General features: G+C 60.1%; 21 protein-coding genes. 7 read left to right on the top strand and 14 right to left on the bottom strand.

All coding sequences use genetic code 11. The features are described 5' to 3' along the window. Positions 1-44: 44 nt before the first annotated feature. Together mgrA and CPter91_RS06600 are read right to left on the bottom strand one after the other, a co-directional pair. Positions 45-1088 carry an L-glyceraldehyde 3-phosphate reductase gene (gene mgrA, locus CPter91_RS06605; RefSeq protein WP_061938561.1) on the bottom strand — a complete coding sequence of 348 codons (1044 nt, stop codon included), beginning with the start codon at positions 1086-1088 and terminating at the stop codon, positions 45-47. 119 nt (positions 1089-1207) lie between these two features. Further along, positions 1208-1540 carry a hypothetical protein gene (locus tag CPter91_RS06600; RefSeq protein ID WP_236905948.1) on the bottom strand — a complete coding sequence of 111 codons (333 nt, stop codon included), beginning with the start codon at positions 1538-1540 and terminating at the stop codon, positions 1208-1210. Positions 1541-1772: 232 nt separating this feature from the next. Here CPter91_RS06600 and CPter91_RS06595 point away from each other — a divergent pair, with 232 nt between their 5' ends. Further along, complete coding sequence (locus CPter91_RS06595) at positions 1773-3926, top strand: TonB-dependent siderophore receptor (RefSeq protein WP_082792656.1); 2154 nt, start codon at positions 1773-1775, stop codon at positions 3924-3926. Between the two features lie 31 nt (positions 3927-3957). Here CPter91_RS06595 and CPter91_RS06590 read toward each other — a convergent pair whose 3' ends face one another. Next, positions 3958-4464, bottom strand: coding sequence for a DinB family protein (locus CPter91_RS06590; protein ID WP_061938554.1), 507 nt, complete (start codon positions 4462-4464; stop codon positions 3958-3960). 141 nt (positions 4465-4605) lie between these two features. Between CPter91_RS06590 and CPter91_RS06585 the strand changes: the two genes are divergently transcribed. Beyond that, entirely contained in the window at positions 4606-5679 is a 1074-nt protein-coding gene (locus CPter91_RS06585; protein WP_061938552.1) for a hypothetical protein, read from the top strand. After that, positions 5676-7370 (top strand): single-stranded-DNA-specific exonuclease RecJ, encoded by a 1695-nt coding sequence (gene recJ, locus CPter91_RS06580; RefSeq protein ID WP_061938550.1) that lies wholly within the window; start codon positions 5676-5678, stop codon positions 7368-7370. Before CPter91_RS06585 ends, recJ begins: the two co-directional genes overlap by 4 nt. A gap of 99 nt (positions 7371-7469) precedes the next feature. On the opposite strand, the gene CPter91_RS06575 is transcribed toward recJ, so the two are convergent. Continuing rightward, a complete protein-coding gene (locus CPter91_RS06575; protein WP_061938546.1) occupies positions 7470-8477 on the bottom strand; it encodes a GlxA family transcriptional regulator in 1008 nt (335 codons plus the stop codon). Further along, the gene (locus tag CPter91_RS06570; protein ID WP_061938543.1) at positions 8465-9067 is read right to left on the bottom strand and encodes a DJ-1/PfpI family protein; all 603 of its coding nucleotides are present in this window, start codon (positions 9065-9067) and stop codon (positions 8465-8467) included. The genes CPter91_RS06575 and CPter91_RS06570 overlap by 13 nt, the downstream gene beginning before the upstream one ends. Before the next feature lie 155 nt (positions 9068-9222). Here CPter91_RS06570 and CPter91_RS06565 point away from each other — a divergent pair, with 155 nt between their 5' ends. Then, a complete protein-coding gene (locus CPter91_RS06565; protein WP_061938540.1) occupies positions 9223-9504 on the top strand; it encodes a helix-turn-helix domain-containing protein in 282 nt (93 codons plus the stop codon). Positions 9505-9524: 20 nt separating this feature from the next. Here CPter91_RS06565 and CPter91_RS06560 read toward each other — a convergent pair whose 3' ends face one another. Continuing rightward, a complete protein-coding gene (locus tag CPter91_RS06560) occupies positions 9525-10238 on the bottom strand; it encodes a hypothetical protein (protein ID WP_062120491.1) in 714 nt (237 codons plus the stop codon). A 245-nt stretch (positions 10239-10483) separates the two neighbouring features. On the opposite strand from CPter91_RS06560, the gene prfB reads away from it, so the two are divergent. The 3 genes from prfB to CPter91_RS06545 all read left to right on the top strand — a co-directional run bounded on the left by prfB (position 10484) and on the right by CPter91_RS06545 (position 14250). Further along, positions 10484-11588, top strand: a protein-coding gene (gene prfB, locus CPter91_RS06555) for a peptide chain release factor 2 (RefSeq protein ID WP_099047169.1) whose coding sequence is annotated in 2 segments (ribosomal slippage) — positions 10484-10564 and positions 10566-11588 — 1104 coding nt in all. Because the reading frame shifts where the segments join, the coding sequence is not laid out codon by codon here. Positions 11589-11686: 98 nt separating this feature from the next. Continuing rightward, complete coding sequence (gene lysS, locus CPter91_RS06550) at positions 11687-13213, top strand: lysine--tRNA ligase (protein ID WP_061938536.1); 1527 nt, start codon at positions 11687-11689, stop codon at positions 13211-13213. Positions 13214-13584: 371 nt separating this feature from the next. Further along, complete coding sequence (locus CPter91_RS06545) at positions 13585-14250, top strand: outer membrane lipoprotein (protein ID WP_061938533.1); 666 nt, start codon at positions 13585-13587, stop codon at positions 14248-14250. An 86-nt stretch (positions 14251-14336) separates the two neighbouring features. Here the strand turns inward: CPter91_RS06545 and iscX are convergent, their stop codons facing one another. From iscX to CPter91_RS06505, 8 genes are all read right to left on the bottom strand, one after another. Continuing rightward, positions 14337-14531 (bottom strand): Fe-S cluster assembly protein IscX, encoded by a 195-nt coding sequence (gene iscX, locus CPter91_RS06540; RefSeq protein WP_061938529.1) that lies wholly within the window; start codon positions 14529-14531, stop codon positions 14337-14339. 14 nt (positions 14532-14545) lie between these two features. Continuing rightward, positions 14546-14884, bottom strand: a complete 339-nt coding sequence (gene fdx, locus CPter91_RS06535) for an ISC system 2Fe-2S type ferredoxin (RefSeq protein WP_061938526.1) — start codon at positions 14882-14884, stop codon at positions 14546-14548. Positions 14885-14936: 52 nt separating this feature from the next. Next, on the bottom strand, positions 14937-16802 hold the full coding sequence (hscA, locus tag CPter91_RS06530) for a Fe-S protein assembly chaperone HscA (RefSeq protein WP_061938523.1): 1866 nt from the start codon (positions 16800-16802) through the stop codon (positions 14937-14939). A gap of 41 nt (positions 16803-16843) precedes the next feature. After that, on the bottom strand, positions 16844-17461 hold the full coding sequence (locus tag CPter91_RS06525) for a LysE family translocator (RefSeq protein ID WP_061938520.1): 618 nt from the start codon (positions 17459-17461) through the stop codon (positions 16844-16846). Between the two features lie 62 nt (positions 17462-17523). Beyond that, entirely contained in the window at positions 17524-18039 is a 516-nt protein-coding gene (gene hscB / locus CPter91_RS06520; protein ID WP_061945915.1) for a Fe-S protein assembly co-chaperone HscB, read from the bottom strand. Between the two features lie 152 nt (positions 18040-18191). Further along, complete coding sequence (gene iscA, locus CPter91_RS06515; RefSeq protein ID WP_014007106.1) at positions 18192-18515, bottom strand: iron-sulfur cluster assembly protein IscA; 324 nt, start codon at positions 18513-18515, stop codon at positions 18192-18194. A gap of 84 nt (positions 18516-18599) precedes the next feature. Beyond that, a complete protein-coding gene (iscU, locus tag CPter91_RS06510) occupies positions 18600-18998 on the bottom strand; it encodes a Fe-S cluster assembly scaffold IscU (protein ID WP_014007107.1) in 399 nt (132 codons plus the stop codon). A 60-nt stretch (positions 18999-19058) separates the two neighbouring features. Further along, a complete protein-coding gene (locus CPter91_RS06505; RefSeq protein WP_061938517.1) occupies positions 19059-20312 on the bottom strand; it encodes an IscS subfamily cysteine desulfurase in 1254 nt (417 codons plus the stop codon). Positions 20313-20326: the final 14 nt, after the last annotated feature.

Here is a 20326-nt window from a genome sequence, read left to right as displayed (position 1 = left end):
CCCGTTTTTATATCTGCAAGATGGCAGTTTTCAAACGCGTGGCATCAGGGCGCCAGCTCTTTTATGGAGCGTTCCCACAGGTTGATGCCGCCTTCTTTAGCCTGCTCATCGATCGCTGCCAGCTCTTCCGTCGTAAAATCCAGGCGTTGCAAGGCGGCTACGTTTTCCCGGATCTGGGCCGGGCTGCTGGCGCCGATCAGGGTGGTGGTCACGCGCGGATCGCGCAATACCCAGGCCAGCGCCATCTGCGCCAGGCTCTGGCCGCGGGTCTTGGCGATCTCGTTGAGAGTCCGCACCCGCGCCAGGTTTTCCGGGCTCAGGTGGGCTTGCTGCAGCGAACCGCCGCCCTCGCGGTTGATACGCGAATCCTGCGGCACGCCGTTCAGGTACTTGTCGCTCAGCAGCCCTTGCGCCAGGGCGGTGAAAGTAATGCAGCCCATGCCCTCCTGTTCCAGCGTATCCAGCAAGCCATCTTCGATCCAGCGATTGAACATGTTGTAGGACGGCTGATGGATCAAACAAGGCACTTTCCAGTCGCGCAGCAGCTGCGCCGCTTCTGCCGTCTTGGCCGGCGAATAGGAAGAGACGCCGACATACAGCGCCTTGCCCTGTTGCACGGCAGTCGCCAGCGCGCTCATGGTTTCTTCCAGCGGCGTCTCCGGATCGAAGCGGTGCGAATAAAAGATATCGACGTAATCCAGGCCCAGCCGCTGGAGGCTCTGGTCGAGGCTGGCCAGCACGTACTTGCGCGAACCGCCGCCCTGCCCGTAAGGCCCCGGCCACATGTCCCAGCCCGCCTTGCTAGAGATGATCAACTCGTCGCGGTAAGGCCGCAGGTCTTCCTTGAGGATACGACCAAAATTGGTTTCGGCGCTGCCGTACGGCGGGCCGTAGTTGTTGGCCAGGTCGAAATGGGTGATGCCAAGGTCGAAAGCGGTATGCACCATCTCACGCTGGCGCGCCAGCGAGGTAGTGTCGCCGAAGTTGTGCCAGAGTCCCATCGACAACAACGGCAGCTTGAGGCCGCTACGGCCGCAGAAACGGTACTGCATTTCGTCGTAGCGCTTGCTTGATGCGTGATAACTCATGACTGAATATTCCTTTTGACGATGGTCTCTTTGAGAATTCTGTTTTACCGGCAGGACTTGCATCCAGCAATTCTACAGAGCTATCTTGCGTCCTGCAGAGAGCCTCCCGTTCGCGCGCCCTATCGCGCCAATGCGAAGCGGACCAGTGCCATCGACAACGCGAACAGATAGCCATAGGCAAAACGGTCAAGGCGTATCAAGGATTGATTGCGACGCAGCCGCCAGGCCCCGATCGCCGTCATTGCAATGCCCGCAAGTACCGGCGTCAAAGCCAGGTTCACCAGCTGCATGCTTTTTGCCTGGATAAACAGCGCAGGGAACGCCCACAGGCTCAAGCCGCCGGCAATGACGCCAAATATGGCATAGCCGGTTCCTGCAAACCAGGGATTGGGCGGCCGCCGAAACGGCTCGACAAACGCGTGGAGACCAAATTCGATAAGTATCTCGAACACCACCTGCAGTACGAGTTCGGCAATGAGCTGAAAAATAATTTCGATGATTGTCTCCTGATATCAAGTATGCAAATCTGAAAAAATTTCACCATTATTTCCCAGATCCAGATTGATGTTTTGACAAATTGCGTTGTGTTTTGAAAAAATCCCACCCCAATTAATTACGAATGATTCTCATTTATATATAATGACGCCTATTACCAAAAATAAATAGCCAGGCGAGGATAAAGTTTTGAGAAAGCAATTAGCAGGAATATGTACGGCCATGCTGGCGCACGGCGTCATTGCAGCCGATGCGCAAGCACAAGCAAACACAAGTGCGACAGTCAGTGAAAATACGCTGCCGATCGTGTCTGTCAAAGCCAGCCGGGACGACGCGGCGGAAAACGGCTACCAGGCGAAACGCGCATCCGTCGCCAGCCGCAGCGACGCCGCCCTGATCGACGTCCCGCAAGCGGTCAGCGTAGTCACCTCCCAGTTCCTGCAGGACCGCCAGCCGAGCAGCCTGGCGGAATCGCTGGATACGGTGTCCGGCATCCGCATGGGCAATACGCTGGGCGGCACGCTGGACGCCATCATCAAGCGCGGCTTCGGCGACAACCGCGACAATTCGATGCTGCGCGACGGCATGCTGTCGGTGCAGCCGCGCAATTTCACGCCAACTACGGAGCGCATCGAAGTGCTGAAAGGACCGTCGTCCATGCTCTACGGCAGCATGGATCCGGGCGGCGTGATCAACGTCATCAGCAAAAAGCCACTGCTGGAAAACCAGCGTTCCGTCACGCTCAGCGGCTCCAGCTACGGCGGCATCAGCGAACAGGTCGACCTGACCGGACCGATCGGCGATTCCGGGCTGGCATACCGCCTGATCGCGGATCACCAGCGCAACAATTACTGGCGCAACTTCGGCGAGACCACGCAATCGGTGCTGGCACCATCGCTGGCCTGGTACGGCCGCGACACTACCCTGTCGTTCGCCTACGAACACATGAATTACTCGGTGCCGATCGACCGCGGCACCATCATCGATCCGCGCAGCGGCAATCCGGTTGCGGTGCCCAAGGAACGCCGCTTCGACGAAGCCTACAATGTCTCCGCCGGCCGCTCGGACGCCGTCAACCTGCGCTTCGACCATAAACTGAATGCCGACTGGACCCTGCATGGCGGCTATGGCTTCAGCCGCAGCTACTATAACGACTGGCAGGCGCGCGTATTGTCGGTCAACTATGTCACCGGCATCGCCACCCGGCGCGTCGACGCCACCCAAAACGGCGTGCAATCGGCCCACACGTTGACCCTGAACCTGGAAGGCAAATTCAACTGGGGCGAGATCCGCCACGATATCGTCGGCGGCCTCGATTACATGCGCAACTACCGAGTACTGGGCGATCTCTATCGCGGCCCGAGCAATAGCCAGTTCAATATCTACAATCCGGTATATGGCCAGTTGACGCCGGCCGGCAGCAAGATCAGCCCGGCCGACAGCGACCAGACCGACAAGCTGATTTCGCGCGGCGTGTTCCTGCAGGATTCTATCCATCTGGATGAGCGCTGGATCTTGCTGGCCGGCGCCCGCTATGAATATTTCAACGAACTGACCGGCAAGGGCCGTCCCTTCATCGTCGGCAGCAAGGTCACCGCCGGACGGGCGACGCCGCGCGCCGGCGTGGTCTACAAGCTGGCGCCAGACTGGTCGATGTACGCCAGCTACAGTGAATCGTTCAAGCCCAACACTTCTATCGCCACACCGATCGGCGAACTGCCGCCGGAACTGGCCAAGGGTTATGAAATCGGCTCCAAGCTGGAAACCGAAAACCTGACCGCGACGCTGGCGATCTTCGATATCCAGAAGCGCAACATCCAGACCACCGAAACCATCAACGGCATCAACTACACCCGCAACGCCGGCAAGGCGCGCTCACGCGGCCTGGAGTTCGACGCCACCGGCCGCATCAGCCAGAACCTGAGCCTGGTCGGCAGCTACGCTTATACTGAAGCGCGCTACGCCGACGATCCCAAGCTGGCCGGCAACCCCTTGCCGAACACGCCGAAGCATGCGGCCTCTCTGTACCTGACGCGCGATTTCGGCATCTCGCGCATCGGCCCGGTCGAAGGCCGCATCAGAGCCGGCGCCGGCGCCCGCGTGTTCAGCAGCCTGCCGGTGGGCGACGGCACTGGCAAGGTGTATCGCCTGCCCTACGGCCGCGTGATGGATGCATTCGTTTCGTGGAACACCTTGATCGAAGGGCAATCGGTAGACTGGCAGTTCAACGTCAAGAATCTTTTCGATTCGACCTACTACACCGCCAGCTGCTGCAGCGGCACACCCTTCGTCAATATCGGCGCCGGCCGCGAGTTCACGCTCAGCGCCAAGCTGAATTTCTGACGATGCGGGCGCTGGCCAATGTTCACCAGCATTACTGGCCGGCGTGCGCACGCTCCGGCCGGTGCATGAACACCGTCAGCGTATCGCGCTGCGGCGGCACGCCAATCTGCGACAGGATACGGCCGACCGCACCGCGATGGTAATTGCCGTGCGTGAGCACATGCATCAGCATCTCGGCGCGCGTCATCCGTCCCGGCGAGCCGTCGACGAAAGTGAAGTCGACGGCTTCATCCAGCTCCTCGTCGCTTAAACCGCCGGCATACGCAAGCAGCCAGCCATCGGTCGCGCGCACCGCCGCGTGCAGATCGGCAAGCGCAGGCGTGGCCGGCGTGTTCAAACCTTTGTAGACGTGCGGCAGGCGCTGTAGGTTGGCTTGAAATATGCAATCCACTACATAGACGTGATTCAGGATGCGGATCGCGTCATGCTTCTCGCGCTCGTGGGCATCCTCAGGCAAGGCGCCGATGGTGGCAAATAAGGTCTCGTTGGCCCAGGTTTTGTATTCGAACAAGGTGGTAAACAAGTTTTGTGCGTTCATGGTGGCTGGCGTTGACTCGCGATGAAAGGTGAGGGAAATTCTATCGGGTTTCCGCCATCCTCACATTTTCCCCTGAACGCAGCCAACGGGATAAATCCCGCCAAACTCGCCGCACTTCCCCGGATGCCCTACAATCTCGCCATGAGTCATTTAACCATCCTATTGCCATTCGGCCTGCCGCCGCCGGAACTGGCGCGCGATTTATTGCGCGAATTGAAGCTGCCCGCCCTTGCCACCCTGATGGCGCGCGCCAGAAAAGAGCATTCTCACCGCGAATTCGACGATTTTGCACGTGCTTTGCCGCATGAAATGTGGCTGAGCACGCAATTTCCCTTACCTTCGTTTGTGCCGTCGCATCCCACGCCAGGGCAAGACCTGCATAACAGCCCCGCCCTGGCCTGCGCCGCCATGCGCGCGCTGGGCCTGCCGGCAGAGCAAGGCATCTGGTTCATATTGCATCCGGCGCACATCCATATCGCCCGCGACCATCTGGTGCTGACCGATATCCGTCAGATCGCCTTGTCCGAGGTGGATTCGCGCGAATTGTTCGACGCCGCGGCGCCATTGTTTGCCGAGGTTGGACGGGAGCTGGTGTATGGCGACGCCGGCAGCTGGTTCATGCGCGCCGACGACTGGCAGGGCCTGCTGACCTCGACGCCGGACGCCACCTGCGGGCACAACATCGATATCTGGATGCCGCAAGGCGACGGCGCCCGCGACTGGCGCAAGCTGCAGAATGAAGTGCAGATGCTGTGGTTTGCCCATCCTTTGAACGAACGCCGCCAGATGCAGGGTCAGCAGGCGGTCAACTCTCTGTGGCTGTGGGGTGGTTCGCCCGCTACCGCACCAAGCATCGGCAAACGCGAAGTGTTCAATCTGCCGGACGGCTTCAGCGGTCTCGGCCAGTATGCCAAGACGGCGGTTGCCAAGGCCGGCGCCGCCGACATCATCGCCGCCAAACCGGAACAAGGCCTGCTGACGCTGGATACGCTGATCCAGCCGGCGCTCACCGGCGAATGGTCGAGCTGGCTGGAGCAGCTGCAAACCCTGGAAAGCACCTGGTTCGCACCCTTGCTGCAAGCCATGCGGCAAGGGCAACTGGATAGCCTCACGCTGATCCTTACCGACAGCAGTCACATGCTTGAACTGAGCACCACCAGGTTTTCGCTGAAAAAATTCTGGCTCACGCCAACCCTAGCCAGATTGCTGCCATGACCCGCATCACCACCCGCCCCTATTCCTTCCGCGACTCTGAACGGCTGCACCAGAGCGGCATCCATCCGGTGCTGGCGCGCGTCTACAGCGCGCGCGGCCTGCTCGATGTCAAGGAACTGGAAAGCGAACTGACGGCGCTGATTCCGCCAGCCGGCCTGCTGCACATCGACGCCGCCGCCAGCTTCCTGGCCGACGCCATCGCCGCGCAAAAGAAAATGGTGATCGTCGCCGACTACGATTGCGACGGCGCCACCGCCTGCGCGGTCGGCCTGCGCGGCTTGCGGCTGCTGGGCGCGAATATCGATTTCATCGTGCCCAACCGTTTCGAGTACGGCTACGGCCTGACGCCGGAGATCGTCGAACTGACCGCGCGCGAGAAATCGCCCGACATCATCGTCACGGTCGACAACGGCATCGCCAGCATCGACGGTGTGGAAGAAGCCAACCGGCGCGGCATCGAGGTAGTGGTCACCGACCACCACTTGCCGGCGGATACCTTGCCGGCGGCGCGCGTCATCGTCAACCCCAACCAGCCGGAATGCGGTTTTCCCAGCAAGAACCTGGCGGGCGTCGGCGTCATGTTCTATGTCTTGCTGGCGTTACGCGCCGAAATGCGCAAGCGCGGCGTGTTCGATGCCAAGAGCCAGCCGAAGCTGGACGTGCTGCTGGACCTGGTGGCGCTCGGCACGGTAGCCGACGTCGTCAAGCTGGACGCCAACAACCGCATCCTGGTCGCACAAGGCTTGAAGCGCATGCGCGCCGGCCGCATGCATGCCGGCATTGCCGCCCTGTTCCGCGCAGCCGGCCGTGAGGCACGCCGCGCCACCCCTTTCGATCTCGGCTTCGCGCTGGGACCGCGCCTGAACGCCGCCGGCCGCCTGGCCGATATGGCGCTCGGGATCGAATGTCTGACCACGGACGACGAGGGCCGCGCCTGGGCCATCGCCCAGCAGCTCGACACCATCAACCGCGAACGGCGCGATATCGAAGCCGGCATGCAGGATACCGCGCTGGCCTTGCTGGATGATTTCAAACCGCAGGACAGCACTACCATCAGCGTGTTCGACGCCTCCTGGCACCAGGGCGTGATCGGCATCGTGGCGTCACGCCTGAAGGACAAGTTCTATCGGCCGACGATTACCTTTGCGCCGGGCGGCGAAGGCTTGATCAAGGGCTCGGGCCGCTCGATCCCCGGCTTTCATCTGCGCGACGCGCTGGACCTGGTGTCCAAGCACGCGCCCAGCCTGATCCAGAAATTCGGCGGCCATGCGATGGCGGCCGGGCTGACTATTCGCGCCGATGCCTTCGATGCCTTTGCCGAAGCGTTTGAAAAAGTAGGACGCGAGTGGCTGGGCAAGAGCCAGCTGGAACGCGTGGTGGAAACCGACGGCCCCCTGGAAGACGCTTATTACACCACCCAGTTCATCGAACTGATGGACGGCCAGGTATGGGGCCAAGGCTTTGCGCCGCCGCTGTTTTGCGACGAGTTCCGGGTGGTCAGCCAGCGCATCCTCAAGGAGAAGCATCTGAAGCTGCTGCTGGAGCGTAATGGCACGCGCTATGACGCGATCTGGTTCGGCCATACCGATGAACTGGGGAGCAAGGCCAAGGTGGCGTTTCGGCTGGATGCCAATGAATATAGCGGAGTGACCAAGGTGCAGCTGATGGTGGAGCATGCGGAACCGATGTAATTCTTAGAACGTGCTGTACTCCGTGGTCCGTTAAATGGGGTCAGAGTCGAATTTTTTGAAAAACAAAAATTCGACTCTGACCCCATTTAACTGCTCCATTTAGCTGCTGAGCTGGCGTTGCTGGCTGGGCGGGAAGTTTTCGAATTTGCTCCAGACACGACGCAATTGTCTTGTGGAGTTGAAGCCGGCTTGCTGAGCTACTTGTTCCATGTCTAGCTTGGACTGGGTCAGCAGCTCACGCACCAGGGCGACGCGGATGCGCTGGATGTAGTCAACCAGGCTGCAGCCAGTATGCTCGCGGAACAGCCGGGTCAGATGGCGTTCGCTGGCGCAGGCGATGTCGGCCAGCTGCGGCAGGTCCCAATCGTGGGCGGGATCGCCGATGATGGCGTCCTGCACCCGGTGCACCGCCGGATGCAGGTGATTGCGGCAAGCCTGCCAGGGCGACAGCTGCGGATCGCTGCCGGCGCGGCGCATGTAGATCACCAGCGAACGGGCAATCGAGGCGCTGCGGGCGTGGCCGGCGATTTGTGCGACCACGTGCAGGGTCAGGTCGATGCCGGTGGTGACGCCGGCGCTGGTGTAGACATTGCGGTCTTCGACGAAGATGCGGTTTTCCAGTACGTGGGCGCGCGGCGCGATGCTGCGCAAGGCGTCGCAATGGCTGTGGTGGGTGGTGCACTGGCGGCCATCCAGCAAACCCGCATAGCCTGCCAGCAAAGCGCCGGTGCAGCTGCACAGCAGGCGATGGGTATCCTGCCACTGCGCGCGCAGCCAGGCCACGGCGCGCTGGTCGTTGGCGCTGCTGAAATCGTCGTCGCTGCCGACGCAGCCGTGCAGCACCACCATGGCGTTAGGCGGCAAACTGTCCGGCAAAGGCCCGAAGCCGGTCAGGCCGAGTCCGAGCGAGGTGTTGATGCGCTCGGCGGCGCTCACATAACGCAGGTCGAAAAAATCGGCGCGGCCTTCGCGCTCTGCAATCCGGTTGGCATAGCGCAGCACCTCCGCCGGACCCATCAGGTCAAGCGTCATGGTGGCGTCGCGCAGCAGGAAATAGACCGGAATCGTGGTCTCGGCCTGGCGCGGGTTGTCAGTTATTGCAGCCATCTGTACTCCATCTGTCTGGCGGTGGCGTCGGCCAGCGAACGTCCGGCCAGGCGCTCGACCAGGTGCAGGCTCATGTCGATACCCGCCGATATACCGCCGGAAGTCACCACTTTACCGCAATCTATCCAGGCCACGCCTGGCTTCACATTCAAACTCGGAAAACCGGCTTGCAACTCATCCTGGTCTTCCCAGTGCGTGGTGACATCCAGTCCGTTCAGCAGGCCAGCCTTGGCCAGCAGGAAGGCGCCGGTGCAGACCGAGGCCATGATGGCCGTTCCTTGCGACTGCGCGGCGATCCATTGGATCACCGCGTCGTTCTTGAGTATTACCGCCACATCGCCGCCCGGCACCAGCAGTACGTCGAGGTCGGCAGACGGCGTCAGCACACAGTCCGGCAACACTTTCATACCCCCTCTCGCCCGCACCGGCTGCATGGCGGGCGCAACCAGGAAGCACTTGAACAGATGCGCCGCGGGGCCGTGACCGTTGCTCTTGCCGTGAACCCGGGCGGCCGTCGAAAATACTTCGTAGGGTCCGGAAAAATCCAGGATCTCAACATCGTCAAACACTAATATTCCCACGCTCAACATCTTTTAACCTCATCCGATATCCGCGGTGTCCGTGAATCGGACAGCCATCGTTGAAGCTCATGTTAAGCCTGCAGCCAATATCTAAAAATGCCCGCCATAGACATAATGCGGACAAAACCGGACATAACGACCGGAAATATCAAGAGAGGTGAAAAATGCGCAAATCCGACAACTACGCCAGCGCTTGGGACCCGATTGCCAATGCGGCTGAGCAAGCCGGCAACCTGCATACGCGTTCTGAACTGCTGGAAAAAATCGGCGAAATCGTACAGCAGAGCGGATGGACGGACGCCGACGCTGCCAATCATTGCGGGGTCAGCCAGGCGCGCATGGACGATCTGTTGTGCGGCCGCGTAGCGCATTTTTCCCTGGATGCCCTGGTTAACATCGCCACAGCGCTCGGCCTGCACGTGCATGTGGAACTGGCGCCAGCCTGAAGCTGCTGGTGCGTAATGCGTCAGCGCACCGGCAGGAACTGCAGGAAAGTCCCGCCTACCAGGTTCTGCAGGTAGCTGATGCCGGCGCGCCGGTATTTCTCGGTGGTCATCTCGGCCAGCAAGTCGATGCGGGCGATGATCTTGCCGAATTCTCGTTCAAAACTGATGTTGCGTTCGCTCTCGCTCATGTCGTTCGACAGCAGCAAGGGCTGGCCGGCAGCGGTCTTGCGGCTATTGAGTATCCATGCGGCAATTTCCATATTACGCGCGGCGTTGTACAGGTATTGGGCGTCGAAGCCGTCGATCAGGTAGAACTTGGTCTTGCCGCCGTGAGCGACGATGATCATGTCGGCCGCGCCGTAGATGAAGGCTGCAGCGCGGTCGCCGCTGAAATCGGGCGTCAGCGCCAGCGACAGCGCCTGGATGTCGTGCTTGCCCTGCAGCTCGGGCCACGGTTGACGCGCTTCGATCGCATCGCGCACCCGCTTGATCGCCAGTTCGCGGCTGCCGGCAGTCTTTTTCCATTCGGCCGGATTGCGCCGGTACAATTTATCCAGCAACCGGTACAAACTATCCAGGTTGTCGTGCATGCCCAGCGTAGCGATACGGTTGACGTCGGACTGCCCAAGTTCGGCGCCGCTGGTGGAAGCGCCCTGCACTTCGCCATGCGGCGCCGGCGTCGGCGCCAGCATGCTGCAGGCGCCCAGCGCCAGGCATAGCGGAATTATCAGCATCAGCGATGACAAAACAGCATCACATCGTAGCTTAAGCAACATAGGCGGCTGAGCCAGGCTGAAGAGTTATCAATCGTAATCCATTGTAATGAGCTTGCCGCTTCGATAGCTGTCATCTTGCAATGGTTCACATTGCTTCCGATTTGAGACAAAACAGCGCCGAATCCGTGTCAATCGGGAAACACTCGCGCCATCTGCCATGCTGCTGGCGTATAATTTAGGGTTTGATTGCAAAAGAGCCAAAAATGGAAGCCGAACGCTTAAATTCCCTGCAAAACCTGCTCGCCGACCTGACCAGTCGCGAAGCCGAACTTCGGAGGTATCTTTGACTTCGATACGAAGTTAGAGAAACTCGACCAGGTCAATGGCGAACTGGAAGATCCGGAAGTCTGGAACGACCAGAAGCGCGCCCAGGACCTGGGTAAAGAAAAGAAATCGCTGGAAGCCATCGTGCTGACGCTGACCAAGATCGAAGCCGATCTGCGCGACACCACCGATCTGTTCCTGATGGCCCGCGAAGAGCAGGATGAAGACACGGTAGAAGCGGTGGAAGCCGATACCGAGGAATTGCGCAAGCTGGTGGAAGGCATGGAATTCCGCCGCATGTTCAGCAATCCGATGGACCCGAACAACTGCTTCATCGACATCCAGGCCGGCGCCGGCGGCACCGAGGCCCAGGACTGGGCATCGATGCTGCTGCGCCAGTACCTGCGCTATTGCGAACGCAAGGGCTTCAAGGTCGAGATCCTGGAACAGTCCGACGGCGAAATCGCCGGCATCAAGACCGCCACCCTGAAAGTCGAAGGCGACTACGCCTATGGCTTCCTGCGCACCGAAACCGGCGTCCACCGCCTGGTGCGCAAGTCGCCATTCGATTCCGCCAACGGCCGTCATACCTCGTTTTCCAGCTTGTTCGTCTATCCGGAAGTGGATGATTCGATCGATATCGACGTCAATCCCGCCGATGTGCGCGTCGATACTTATCGCGCTTCCGGCGCCGGCGGCCAGCACATCAACAAGACCGACTCGGCGGTGCGCCTGACGCACATGCCGTCCGGGATTGTGGTGCAATGCCAGAATGACCGCAGCCAGCACCGCAACCGCGCCGAAGCGTGGGACATGCTGAAAGCCAAGCTGTACGAACTGGAACTGCGCAAGCGCATGAGCGAGCAGCAGAAACTGGAAGACTCCAAGACCGACGTCGGCTGGGGCCACCAGATCCGCTCTTACGTGCTGGACCAGTCGCGCATCAAGGATTTGCGTACCAACTTCGAGAGCGGCAACACCAAGGCCATCCTCGACGGCGACCTGGACGATTTCATCGCGGCCTCGCTCAAGCAAGGCGTGTAACGCAAACTCGGTAGCACAATGTGCCGCGGGCAATGTCCGCGGCACTGTTTCCCGCCGCATCACAGACGTTTCACCGCATCATTTAAAAAGACACTGAAATGACGACAGACAATCAGCAGCAACCTGTCCCGCAAGACGAAAACAAGATCATCGCGGAACGCCGCAACAAGCTCGGCGCCTTGCGCAGCCAGGGTGTAGCCTTCCCTAACGATTTCCGCCCGACGCACAAAGCGGATGCGGTGCAGGCGGAATATGCCGGCCAGGATGGCGAAACGCTCGATGCCGCCGCCGTCAAGGTAGTCGTCGCAGGCCGCATGATGCTCAAGCGCGTAATGGGCAAGGCATCCTTCGCGACCTTGCAGGACGCCTCCGGCAGCAAGGCCGACGGCCGCATCCAGCTGTTCATCACCAAGGAAAACATCGGTGAAGACAACTACGACAGCTTCAAGCACTACGACCTCGGCGACATCCTCGGCGCCGAAGGCACGCTGTTCAAGACCAAGACCGGTGAGCTGTCGATCAAGGTCACCACGCTGCGCCTGCTGACCAAATCGCTGCGTCCGCTGCCGGACAAGTTCCACGGCCTGGCCGATCAGGAAACCAAGTACCGCCAGCGCTACGTTGACCTGATCATGAACGAAGAAACGCGTCGCACCTTCAAGGCGCGCACTGCCGCCATGTCCTCAATCCGCCGTTTCATGGAAAAGAACGACTTCATGGAAGTTGAAACGCCGATGCTGCACGCCATCCCCGGCGGCGCCGCGGCCAAACCGTTCATCACCCACCACAATGCACTGGACATGCAGATGTTCATGCGCATCGCCCCTGAGCTGTACCTGAAGCGGCTGGTGGTCGGCGGCTTTGAGCGCGTGTTTGAAGTCAATCGCAATTTCCGTAACGAAGGCGTGTCGCCGCGCCACAATCCGGAATTCACGATGATGGAATTCTATGCCGCCTACGTTGACTATCAGTGGCTGATGACCTTCACCGAACAGGTGATCCGCCAGGCTGCGGTCGATGCCCACGGCACCGCCACCCTGACCTATCAAGGTCGTGAACTGGACCTGAGCAAGCCGTTCCAGCGCCTGACTATCGTCGGCGCCATCAACAAATACGCGCCACAATACCAGGACGCGCAATTGCAGGATGCGGAATTCATCAAGGCCGAGCTGAAGAAATTCGGCGTCAAGCCGCATGCGCATTCCGGCCTGGGCGCGCTGCAGCTGGCGTTGTTTGAAGAGACCGCCGAAGCACAGCTGTGGGATCCGACCTACATCGTCGACTATCCGGTGGAAGTATCGCCGCTGGCACGCGCCTCCGACACCGTGCCCGGCATCACCGAACGCTTCGAACTGTTCATCACCGGCCGCGAAATCGCCAACGGTTTCTCCGAGCTGAACGATTCCGAAGACCAGGCCGCGCGCTTCCAGGCCCAGGTAGCCGCCAAGGACGCCGGCGACGAAGAAGCCATGTACTACGACGCCGACTACATCCGCGCGCTGGAATACGGCATGCCTCCGACCGGCGGCTGCGGCATCGGCATCGACCGCCTGATGATGCTGATCACCGATTCGCCAAACATCCGCGACGTCATCCTGTTCCCGCACCTGCGCCGCGAGGACTGACAGCAACACAATGTGCCGTCCGGTTTACAGCAAATCAGCGGCGGCGCAGTCAAATGGGGTCGGAGTTTTTTTTCGCGTTCTTTGCGAAAATTACTCCGACCCCATTTGACGTCCCACGGAGCAAACACTCCCGCAACCGCTAAATTAATTCCACTCCGGCCCCAATTATTGAAATCACCAGACTTAATTCAACTCTGACCCCAATTATTGGCATGAACGCATAGAAATTTCCAATTTGCACTCAAACTGTCTCGTTAACGCATAAACTCGTTACACAAGGATACATCTGACACATTATCAAGCTAGTCTTCGATTTGGGAAGCTTTGATAATTACATTACTCAACAAACAAAAGATTTTCTGGAGGTAATAATGGACAACCCGAAACCAAGCAACCGCATTCACCCGCTGGTCGCTACCGCAGCCGTGGCAGTCACACTGGCCAGCCTGGTAGGCGTGGCCGCGATGACCGGCTTGTTCCCTAGCTCACAGTCGACACCGGCCTCAGTGGCCGCGATGGCGCCAGGCTCTGCCGACTACAACCAGCAGCAGCAGCCGCTGATGAACAACGGCGCGCAGCAAGGTGGCCAGAACGGCAATTATGCGCAAGCGCCGATGCAGTCCCAGCAGCCGCAACAGCAAGCTGCCCCGCGTCCTGAATATGCACAGGCGCCGCGCCAGTCGGCGCCGCTGCAACCGGCAATCTGCCACAGCTGCGGCCAGGTCGAATCGATCCAGGCGATCCAGCATGCAGCGCCGCCTAGCGGCCTGGGCATCGCAGCCGGTGCCGTATTAGGCGGTGTGCTCGGCCATCAGGTCGGCCACGGCAACGGCAATACCTTGGCGACTGTCGCCGGTGCGGTAGGCGGCGGCTTTGCCGGCAATGAAGTGGAAAAACGCACCCGTACCAACACCACTTACCAAGTCATGGTGCGCATGGAAGACGGCAAGTTGCGCAGCTTCCCGCAATCCGGCCAGGGCTGGCGTGTCGGTGATCCGGTCCGGGTCGTCAACGGCCATCTGGAAGGTCGCGGCTAACACCGCAACGCCAAATAAAAACCCGCTGTTGCTACTGGTGTAGCGACAGCGGGTTTTTTATTGCCTCGACGCCCAAACGGCTGTGCTCAGCGGGCTTCTTCTATCCAGGCCGCCTGGATAGCTTCCAGCACTTTTTCGCCACCGCGGCTGTGGTCGTCGTCGAAATCTTCCAGCTCCAGCACCCAGTTGTGCAGGTCGGTAAAGCGGATCTTTTCCGGATCGACATCCGGGAATTTATCGTACAGGGCTTCTGCAATCTGCAGTGTGTCTATCCATTTCATGGCGCTGCTCCCGCTTAATGGTTTTCGCTGGCGTGGTTGATGGTGTACTTGGGAATCTCGACGACCAGGTCTTCCTCGCCGACGATGGCCTGGCACGACAGGCGCGAAGTCGCTTCCAGTCCCCATGCCATGTCCAGCAAGTCTTCTTCCTTGTCGTCCAGCTCGCCGAGCGAAGCGAAGCCTTCGCGCACCACGACGTGGCAGGTGGTGCAGGCGCAGGATTTTTCGCAGGCGTGCTCGATCTCGATGTCATGGGCTAGCAAGGCATCGCACACCGACTGCCCGCGCGGGGCTTCAATCACGACGCCTTCAGGGCAATAAGTTGGATGGGGCAATACGACGATTTGGGGCACTTGGTTTACCTCGGGAATAGGTTGAGTCTGTGTGTAAATTTATTGAAATTATTTATGACACCTGGTCCAGCGTCTTGCCGGTCAAGGCATCGTGCACGCTGCGGTCCATGCGGCGCGCGGCGAAATCTTCGGTGCCGTGGGCCAGCGCATCGACGGCGGCCTTGATGGCCACATGGTCGGTACCCTGCGCTTGCGTGCGGACGGCCGCGATCAGTACCGCAATCGCGCTCTGCTCTTGCGCCGACAACAGCGCGGCGTCCGCCTGCAAGGCCGATTCGGTGGCCAGCACGATGCGCTCGGCTTCTACCTGTTCTTCTTTCAATGCGCGCGCCTGCATGTCGACGTCGGCCGAGGCAAACGATTCCTGCAGCATGCGGGCGATGTCGTCATCGGCCAGGCCGTAAGACGGCTTGACGCTGATCGAGGCTTCCACGCCGGAACGCAGTTCGCGCGCCGATACCGACAGCAAGCCATCGGCGTCGACCTGGTAAGTCACGCGGATACGCGCGGCGCCGGCCGCCATCGGTGGAATCCCGCGCAGTTCAAACTTGGCCAGTGAACGGCAGTCGCTGACAAGCTCGCGTTCGCCTTGCAAGACCTGGATCGCCATCGCGGTCTGGCCGTCCTTGAAGGTGGTGAATTCCTGCGCGCGGGCGCAAGGAATGGTCGAGTTGCGCGGAATGACCTTCTCCACCAGGCCACCCATGGTTTCTATGCCCAGCGACAAGGGGATCACGTCCAGCAGCAGCCAGTCGTCGCCAGGAGCACGGTTGCCGGCCAGCAGATTGGCCTGGATGGCAGCGCCCAGCGCCACCACCTTGTCCGGATCGATATTGGCCAGCGGCGTAGTCTCGAAATAATCACCGACCGCCTTGCGGATGCTCGGCATGCGCGTGGCGCCGCCGACCATCACCACGCCGTCGACGTCGTCGACGCTCAACTCGGCATCGCGCAAGGCCTTGCGGGTTGGCGTCAAGGTCTTGAGCACCAGATGCTGGGTGATCTCGTCAAATTTTTCGGAAGTCAGCACCAGGTGCACCCGCTCGCCCGAGTTCAGGGCTGCGTCGATGGTCACCTCGGCCTTGGTCGACAGCAGTTCCTTGGCTTCGCGCGCCTTCACCATCAGTATCCGGGTATCTTCATCGGACAGCGGCGCCAGCGCGGCTTCCTTGCTGATCCAGCAAAACAGCCGGTGGTCAAAATCGTCGCCGCCGAGCGCCGAGTCGCCGCCGGTGGCCAACACTTCAAACACCCCCTTGGTCAGCTTCAGGATAGAGATATCGAAGGTGCCGCCGCCGAGGTCATAAACCACGTAGACGCCTTCCGAGGCATTATCCAGGCCGTAGGCGATCGCCGCCGCGGTCGGCTCGTTGAGCAGGCGCAGCACGTTCAGGCCAGCCAGCTTGGCCGCATCCTTGGTGGCCTGGCGCTGTGCATCGTCGAAATACGCCGGCACCGTGATCACGGCGCCGACCAGGTCGTCGCCCAGCGCGTCTTCCGCTTGCTGACGCAGAGTCGCCAGGATTTCCGCCGAAATTTCGACCGGGCTCTTGACCCCCGCTACCGTCTTGAGCTGCACCATGCCCGGCACGTCGAGGAAATCGTAAGGCAGGTTTTCTGCGTAGGCGATGTCCTTCAGGCCGCGTCCCATGAAACGCTTGACCGACAAGATGGTGTTCTTGGGGTCGGTGGTCTGGGCTGCCTGTGCCTTGTAGCCGATGTGCGCATTGCCGTTCGGCAGATAGCGCACGATGGATGGCAGCAATGGCCGTCCGGCTTCGTCGTTGAGCACCTCGGGGATGCTGTTGCGGACGGTCGCCACCAGCGAATTGGTCGTGCCCAGATCTATCCCCACCGCCAGCCGATGCTGATGCGGTGCGGTGGACATGCCTGGTTCAGAAATTTGCAAAAGTGCCATGGAGGTGTCTTGGTTGATTGCTGTTGATTGCAGTTGATTACTTATTGCGGCAGCGCGATGCGTATGCCGAGTCCGATAAACGCCGTGCCCGCCACGCGGTTCATGATAGAGGCGGCCGCCTTCTTGCGCTGGAAGAAGGCGCCGACCATGCCGGAAAACAGGGCGACCACGCTAAAGATGGCCAGCGCCTGCAGGATGAATACCGCTGCCAGCAGCAGCATCTGCGCTGGAATATGGCCAGCGCCGGCATTCACGAACTGCGGCAGGAAGGCGATGAAAAACAGCGTCACCTTCGGGTTCAAGATATTGGCGATCACGCTCTGCCAATAGATGCGCGACAGCTTCAGCGGCGGCGCTGCATCGCCGTGCAGCTGGACAGTCGCATGCGAACGCAAGGTGCGCACGCCGATGTAGATCAGGTAGCCGGCGCCGGCATAGCGCAGCAGCGAATATGCCAGCGGCGAAGCCTTGATCAGCGCCGCGAAGCCCAGCACCGCTAGCATGGTATGGAAAATCAGGCCCGAGCTGAAGCCCAGCGCCGACACCAGCCCGGCCTTGCGGCCTTGGGCGATGCCGCGCGTCAGCACATAGATATTGTCCGGCCCCGGCGCCAGGGTCAGGGTCATTGCGGCGATCAGGAATAACCAGATTTCGGGCATGCTGTTACTCGGCTAAAGATGTCTAAAAATGACTAAAGATGAAAATGAAATGAACGGGCGAATCAGGATTCAAGGACAGCGAAAGCATTGCTGATTTCATTGCCGAACTTGTCCAGGAACATCAGCTGCCGCACCAGTTGCGCGGCCTTCTCGAAATCGCCGGCGTCCAGCAGCTTGCCGATATCCTGCAGATCGGCCTTGCGGGCGGCGCGCAGTTCACGGTCCAGCTGATCCAGCGCTTCCACGCTCTTGGCGGCGCGCGCATCGTCCAGCGTTTCGCGCCACTCCATCTGCTGCATCAGGAAAGCCGCCGGCATGGCCGTGTTCGACTCCGCCTGCAGCTCAACGCCGTTCAGCTCGCACAAGTAAGCGGCGCGCTTGAACGGGCTCTTCAGGGTCAGGTAGGCTTCGTTGGCGCGCGTGGTCCATTGCATCGCCACGCGCTTTTCAGCAGCGGTGGCATTGACGAAACGGTCCGGGTGCGTCTGGTTCTGCACCTCGTGGTAGGCCTGGTCCAGCGCCGTCATGTCGAGCGTGAAGTGTTGCGGCAGTTGGAACAGTTCGAAGTGATTTTGCATGGTTTCAAAGTAGCCTGGGCCGGTGCTACCTGGCCCAAAGTGGCCGGCCATCTGCATGGGCCCGGCTATAAAACAAAAGCCTGTCGTACAGCAACAGGCTTGGTCATCCATCTAGTCCAGCGCGATGCAACCCGGCGGCCAGTCCGCCGGCGTCAGATGCGGAAACTCTCGCCGCAGCCGCACTCGTCCTTGACGTTCGGGTTGTAGAACTTGAAGCCTTCGTTCAAGCCTTCGCGGGCAAAGTCGAGTTCGGTACCGTCGATATACGGCAGGCTCTTGGGATCGACGAACACCTGGATGCCGTGCGATTCGAACACGGCGTCTTCATCCGTCTTCTCATCCACGTATTCCAGCTTGTAAGCCAGCCCCGAGCAGCCGGTGGTGCGCACGCCGAAACGCAGGCCGATGCCCTTGCCGCGCCGCTCGATATAGCGGTTGATGTGCTTCGCCGCTTTTTCCGTAAGTGTGATTGCCATATACCGTCGATCTCTTTTCTTTAGTTCTGTCATTCCACCGGCCGCACCATCCGGAGCTGCCGGCGGAACAACGGCAACTAGTAATTACGCAGCCTGTTTTTGCTCGCCGTGCTTAGCCTTGTAATCCTCAACCGCAGCCTTGATCGCATCTTCCGCCAGGATCGAGCAGTGGATCTTGACCGGCGGCAGCGCCAGTTCTTCGGCGATCTGGGTGTTCTTGATCGACATGGCCTGATCCAAGGTCTTACCCTTGACCCATTCGGTCACCAGCGACGACGAAGCAATCGCCGAGCCGCAGCCATAGGTCTTGAACTTGGCGTCCTGGATGATGCCGTCGGCGCCGACCTTGATCTGCAATTTCATGACGTCGCCGCAAGCAGGCGCGCCGACCATGCCGGTGCCCACAGTCTCGTCGCCTTTTTCAAAAGCGCCGACATTGCGTGGATTTTCGTAGTGATCCAAAACTTTTTCCGAGTAAGACATTTTGTTGCTCCTTGTATGATGCTGCGGCGCTGAAGATTCAATCAGCCGCAGAGAAATAGCTTAGTGCGCCGCCCATTGGATCGTACTGATATCGATCCCGTCTTTATACATATCCCACAGCGGCGACAGCTCGCGCAGTTTCGCAACCTTGGTCTTGATCAGTTCAATCGTGAAATCGATGTCTTCTTCGGTCGTGAAACGGCCGATGGTGAAGCGGATCGAGCTGTGCGCCAGTTCGTCGCTGCGGCCCAGGGCGCGCAAAACATACGACGGCTCCAGGCTGGCCGAGGTGCAGGCCGAGCCGGACGATACCGCGATGTCCTTGATCGCCATGATCAGCGATTCGCCTTCAACGTAGTTGAAGCTGACATTCAGGTTGTGCGGCACGCGGTGCGCCATGTCGCCGTTGACATACACTTCTTCAATCGTTTGCAGGCCAGTCGCCAGGCGGTCGCGCAACGCCTTGATGCGGACGATTTCTTCATCCATTTCTTCGCGGGCGATCTCAAAAGCCGCGCCCATGCCGACGATCTGGTGGGTAGGCAAAGTGCCCGAACGCAGGCCGCGCTCGTGACCGCCGCCGTGCATCTGCGCTTCCAGGCGCACGCGCGGCTTGCGCCGTACGTACAGGGCGCCGACGCCCTTCGGACCATAAGTCTTGTGCGCAGTGAAAGTCATCAGGTCGACTTTCCATTTTTCCAGGTCGATCACGACCTTGCCGGTGGCTTGCGCCGCATCGCAATGGAAAATGATGCCCTTCTGGCGGCACAGTTCGCCGATTTCGGCGATCGGCTGGATCACGCCGATTTCATTGTTGACCAGCATGACCGAGACCAGGATGGTGTCCGGGCGGATCGCCGCTTCCAGCTGTTCCAGCGTGATCAGGCCGTTGTCTTGCGGCTGCAGGTAAGTCGCCTCGAAACCCTGGCGCTCCAGCTCGCGCACCACGTCCAGCACCGCCTTGTGTTCGGTCTTGACGGTGATGATGTGCTTGCCCTTGGTCTTGTAGAAGTTGGCCGCGCCCTTGATCGCCAGGTTGTTGCCTTCGGTGGCGCCGGAAGTCCAGATGATCTCGCGCGAATCGGCGTTGACCAGCTTGGCGACCTGTTCGCGCGCGTCTTCGACGGCTTTTTCAGCGGACCAGCCATACATGTGGCTGCGCGAAGCCGGATTGCCGAACTGCTCGCGCAGGTAGGGAATCATCTTGTCAGCAACACGCGGATCGATCGGCGTGGTGGCCGAGTAATCCATGTAAATCGGGAAGTGAGGCGCCTTCAATGTGTCTATCAGGCTTTTTTCCAAGGGTGCGTTCATACTATTTTGAGCTC

This window comes from Collimonas pratensis, assembly GCF_001584185.1.
Classification (GTDB): domain Bacteria; phylum Pseudomonadota; class Gammaproteobacteria; order Burkholderiales; family Burkholderiaceae_D; genus Collimonas; species Collimonas pratensis.
Note: the sequence above shows the minus strand (reverse complement) of the source record. Positions and strands in the feature narration are given on the sequence as shown.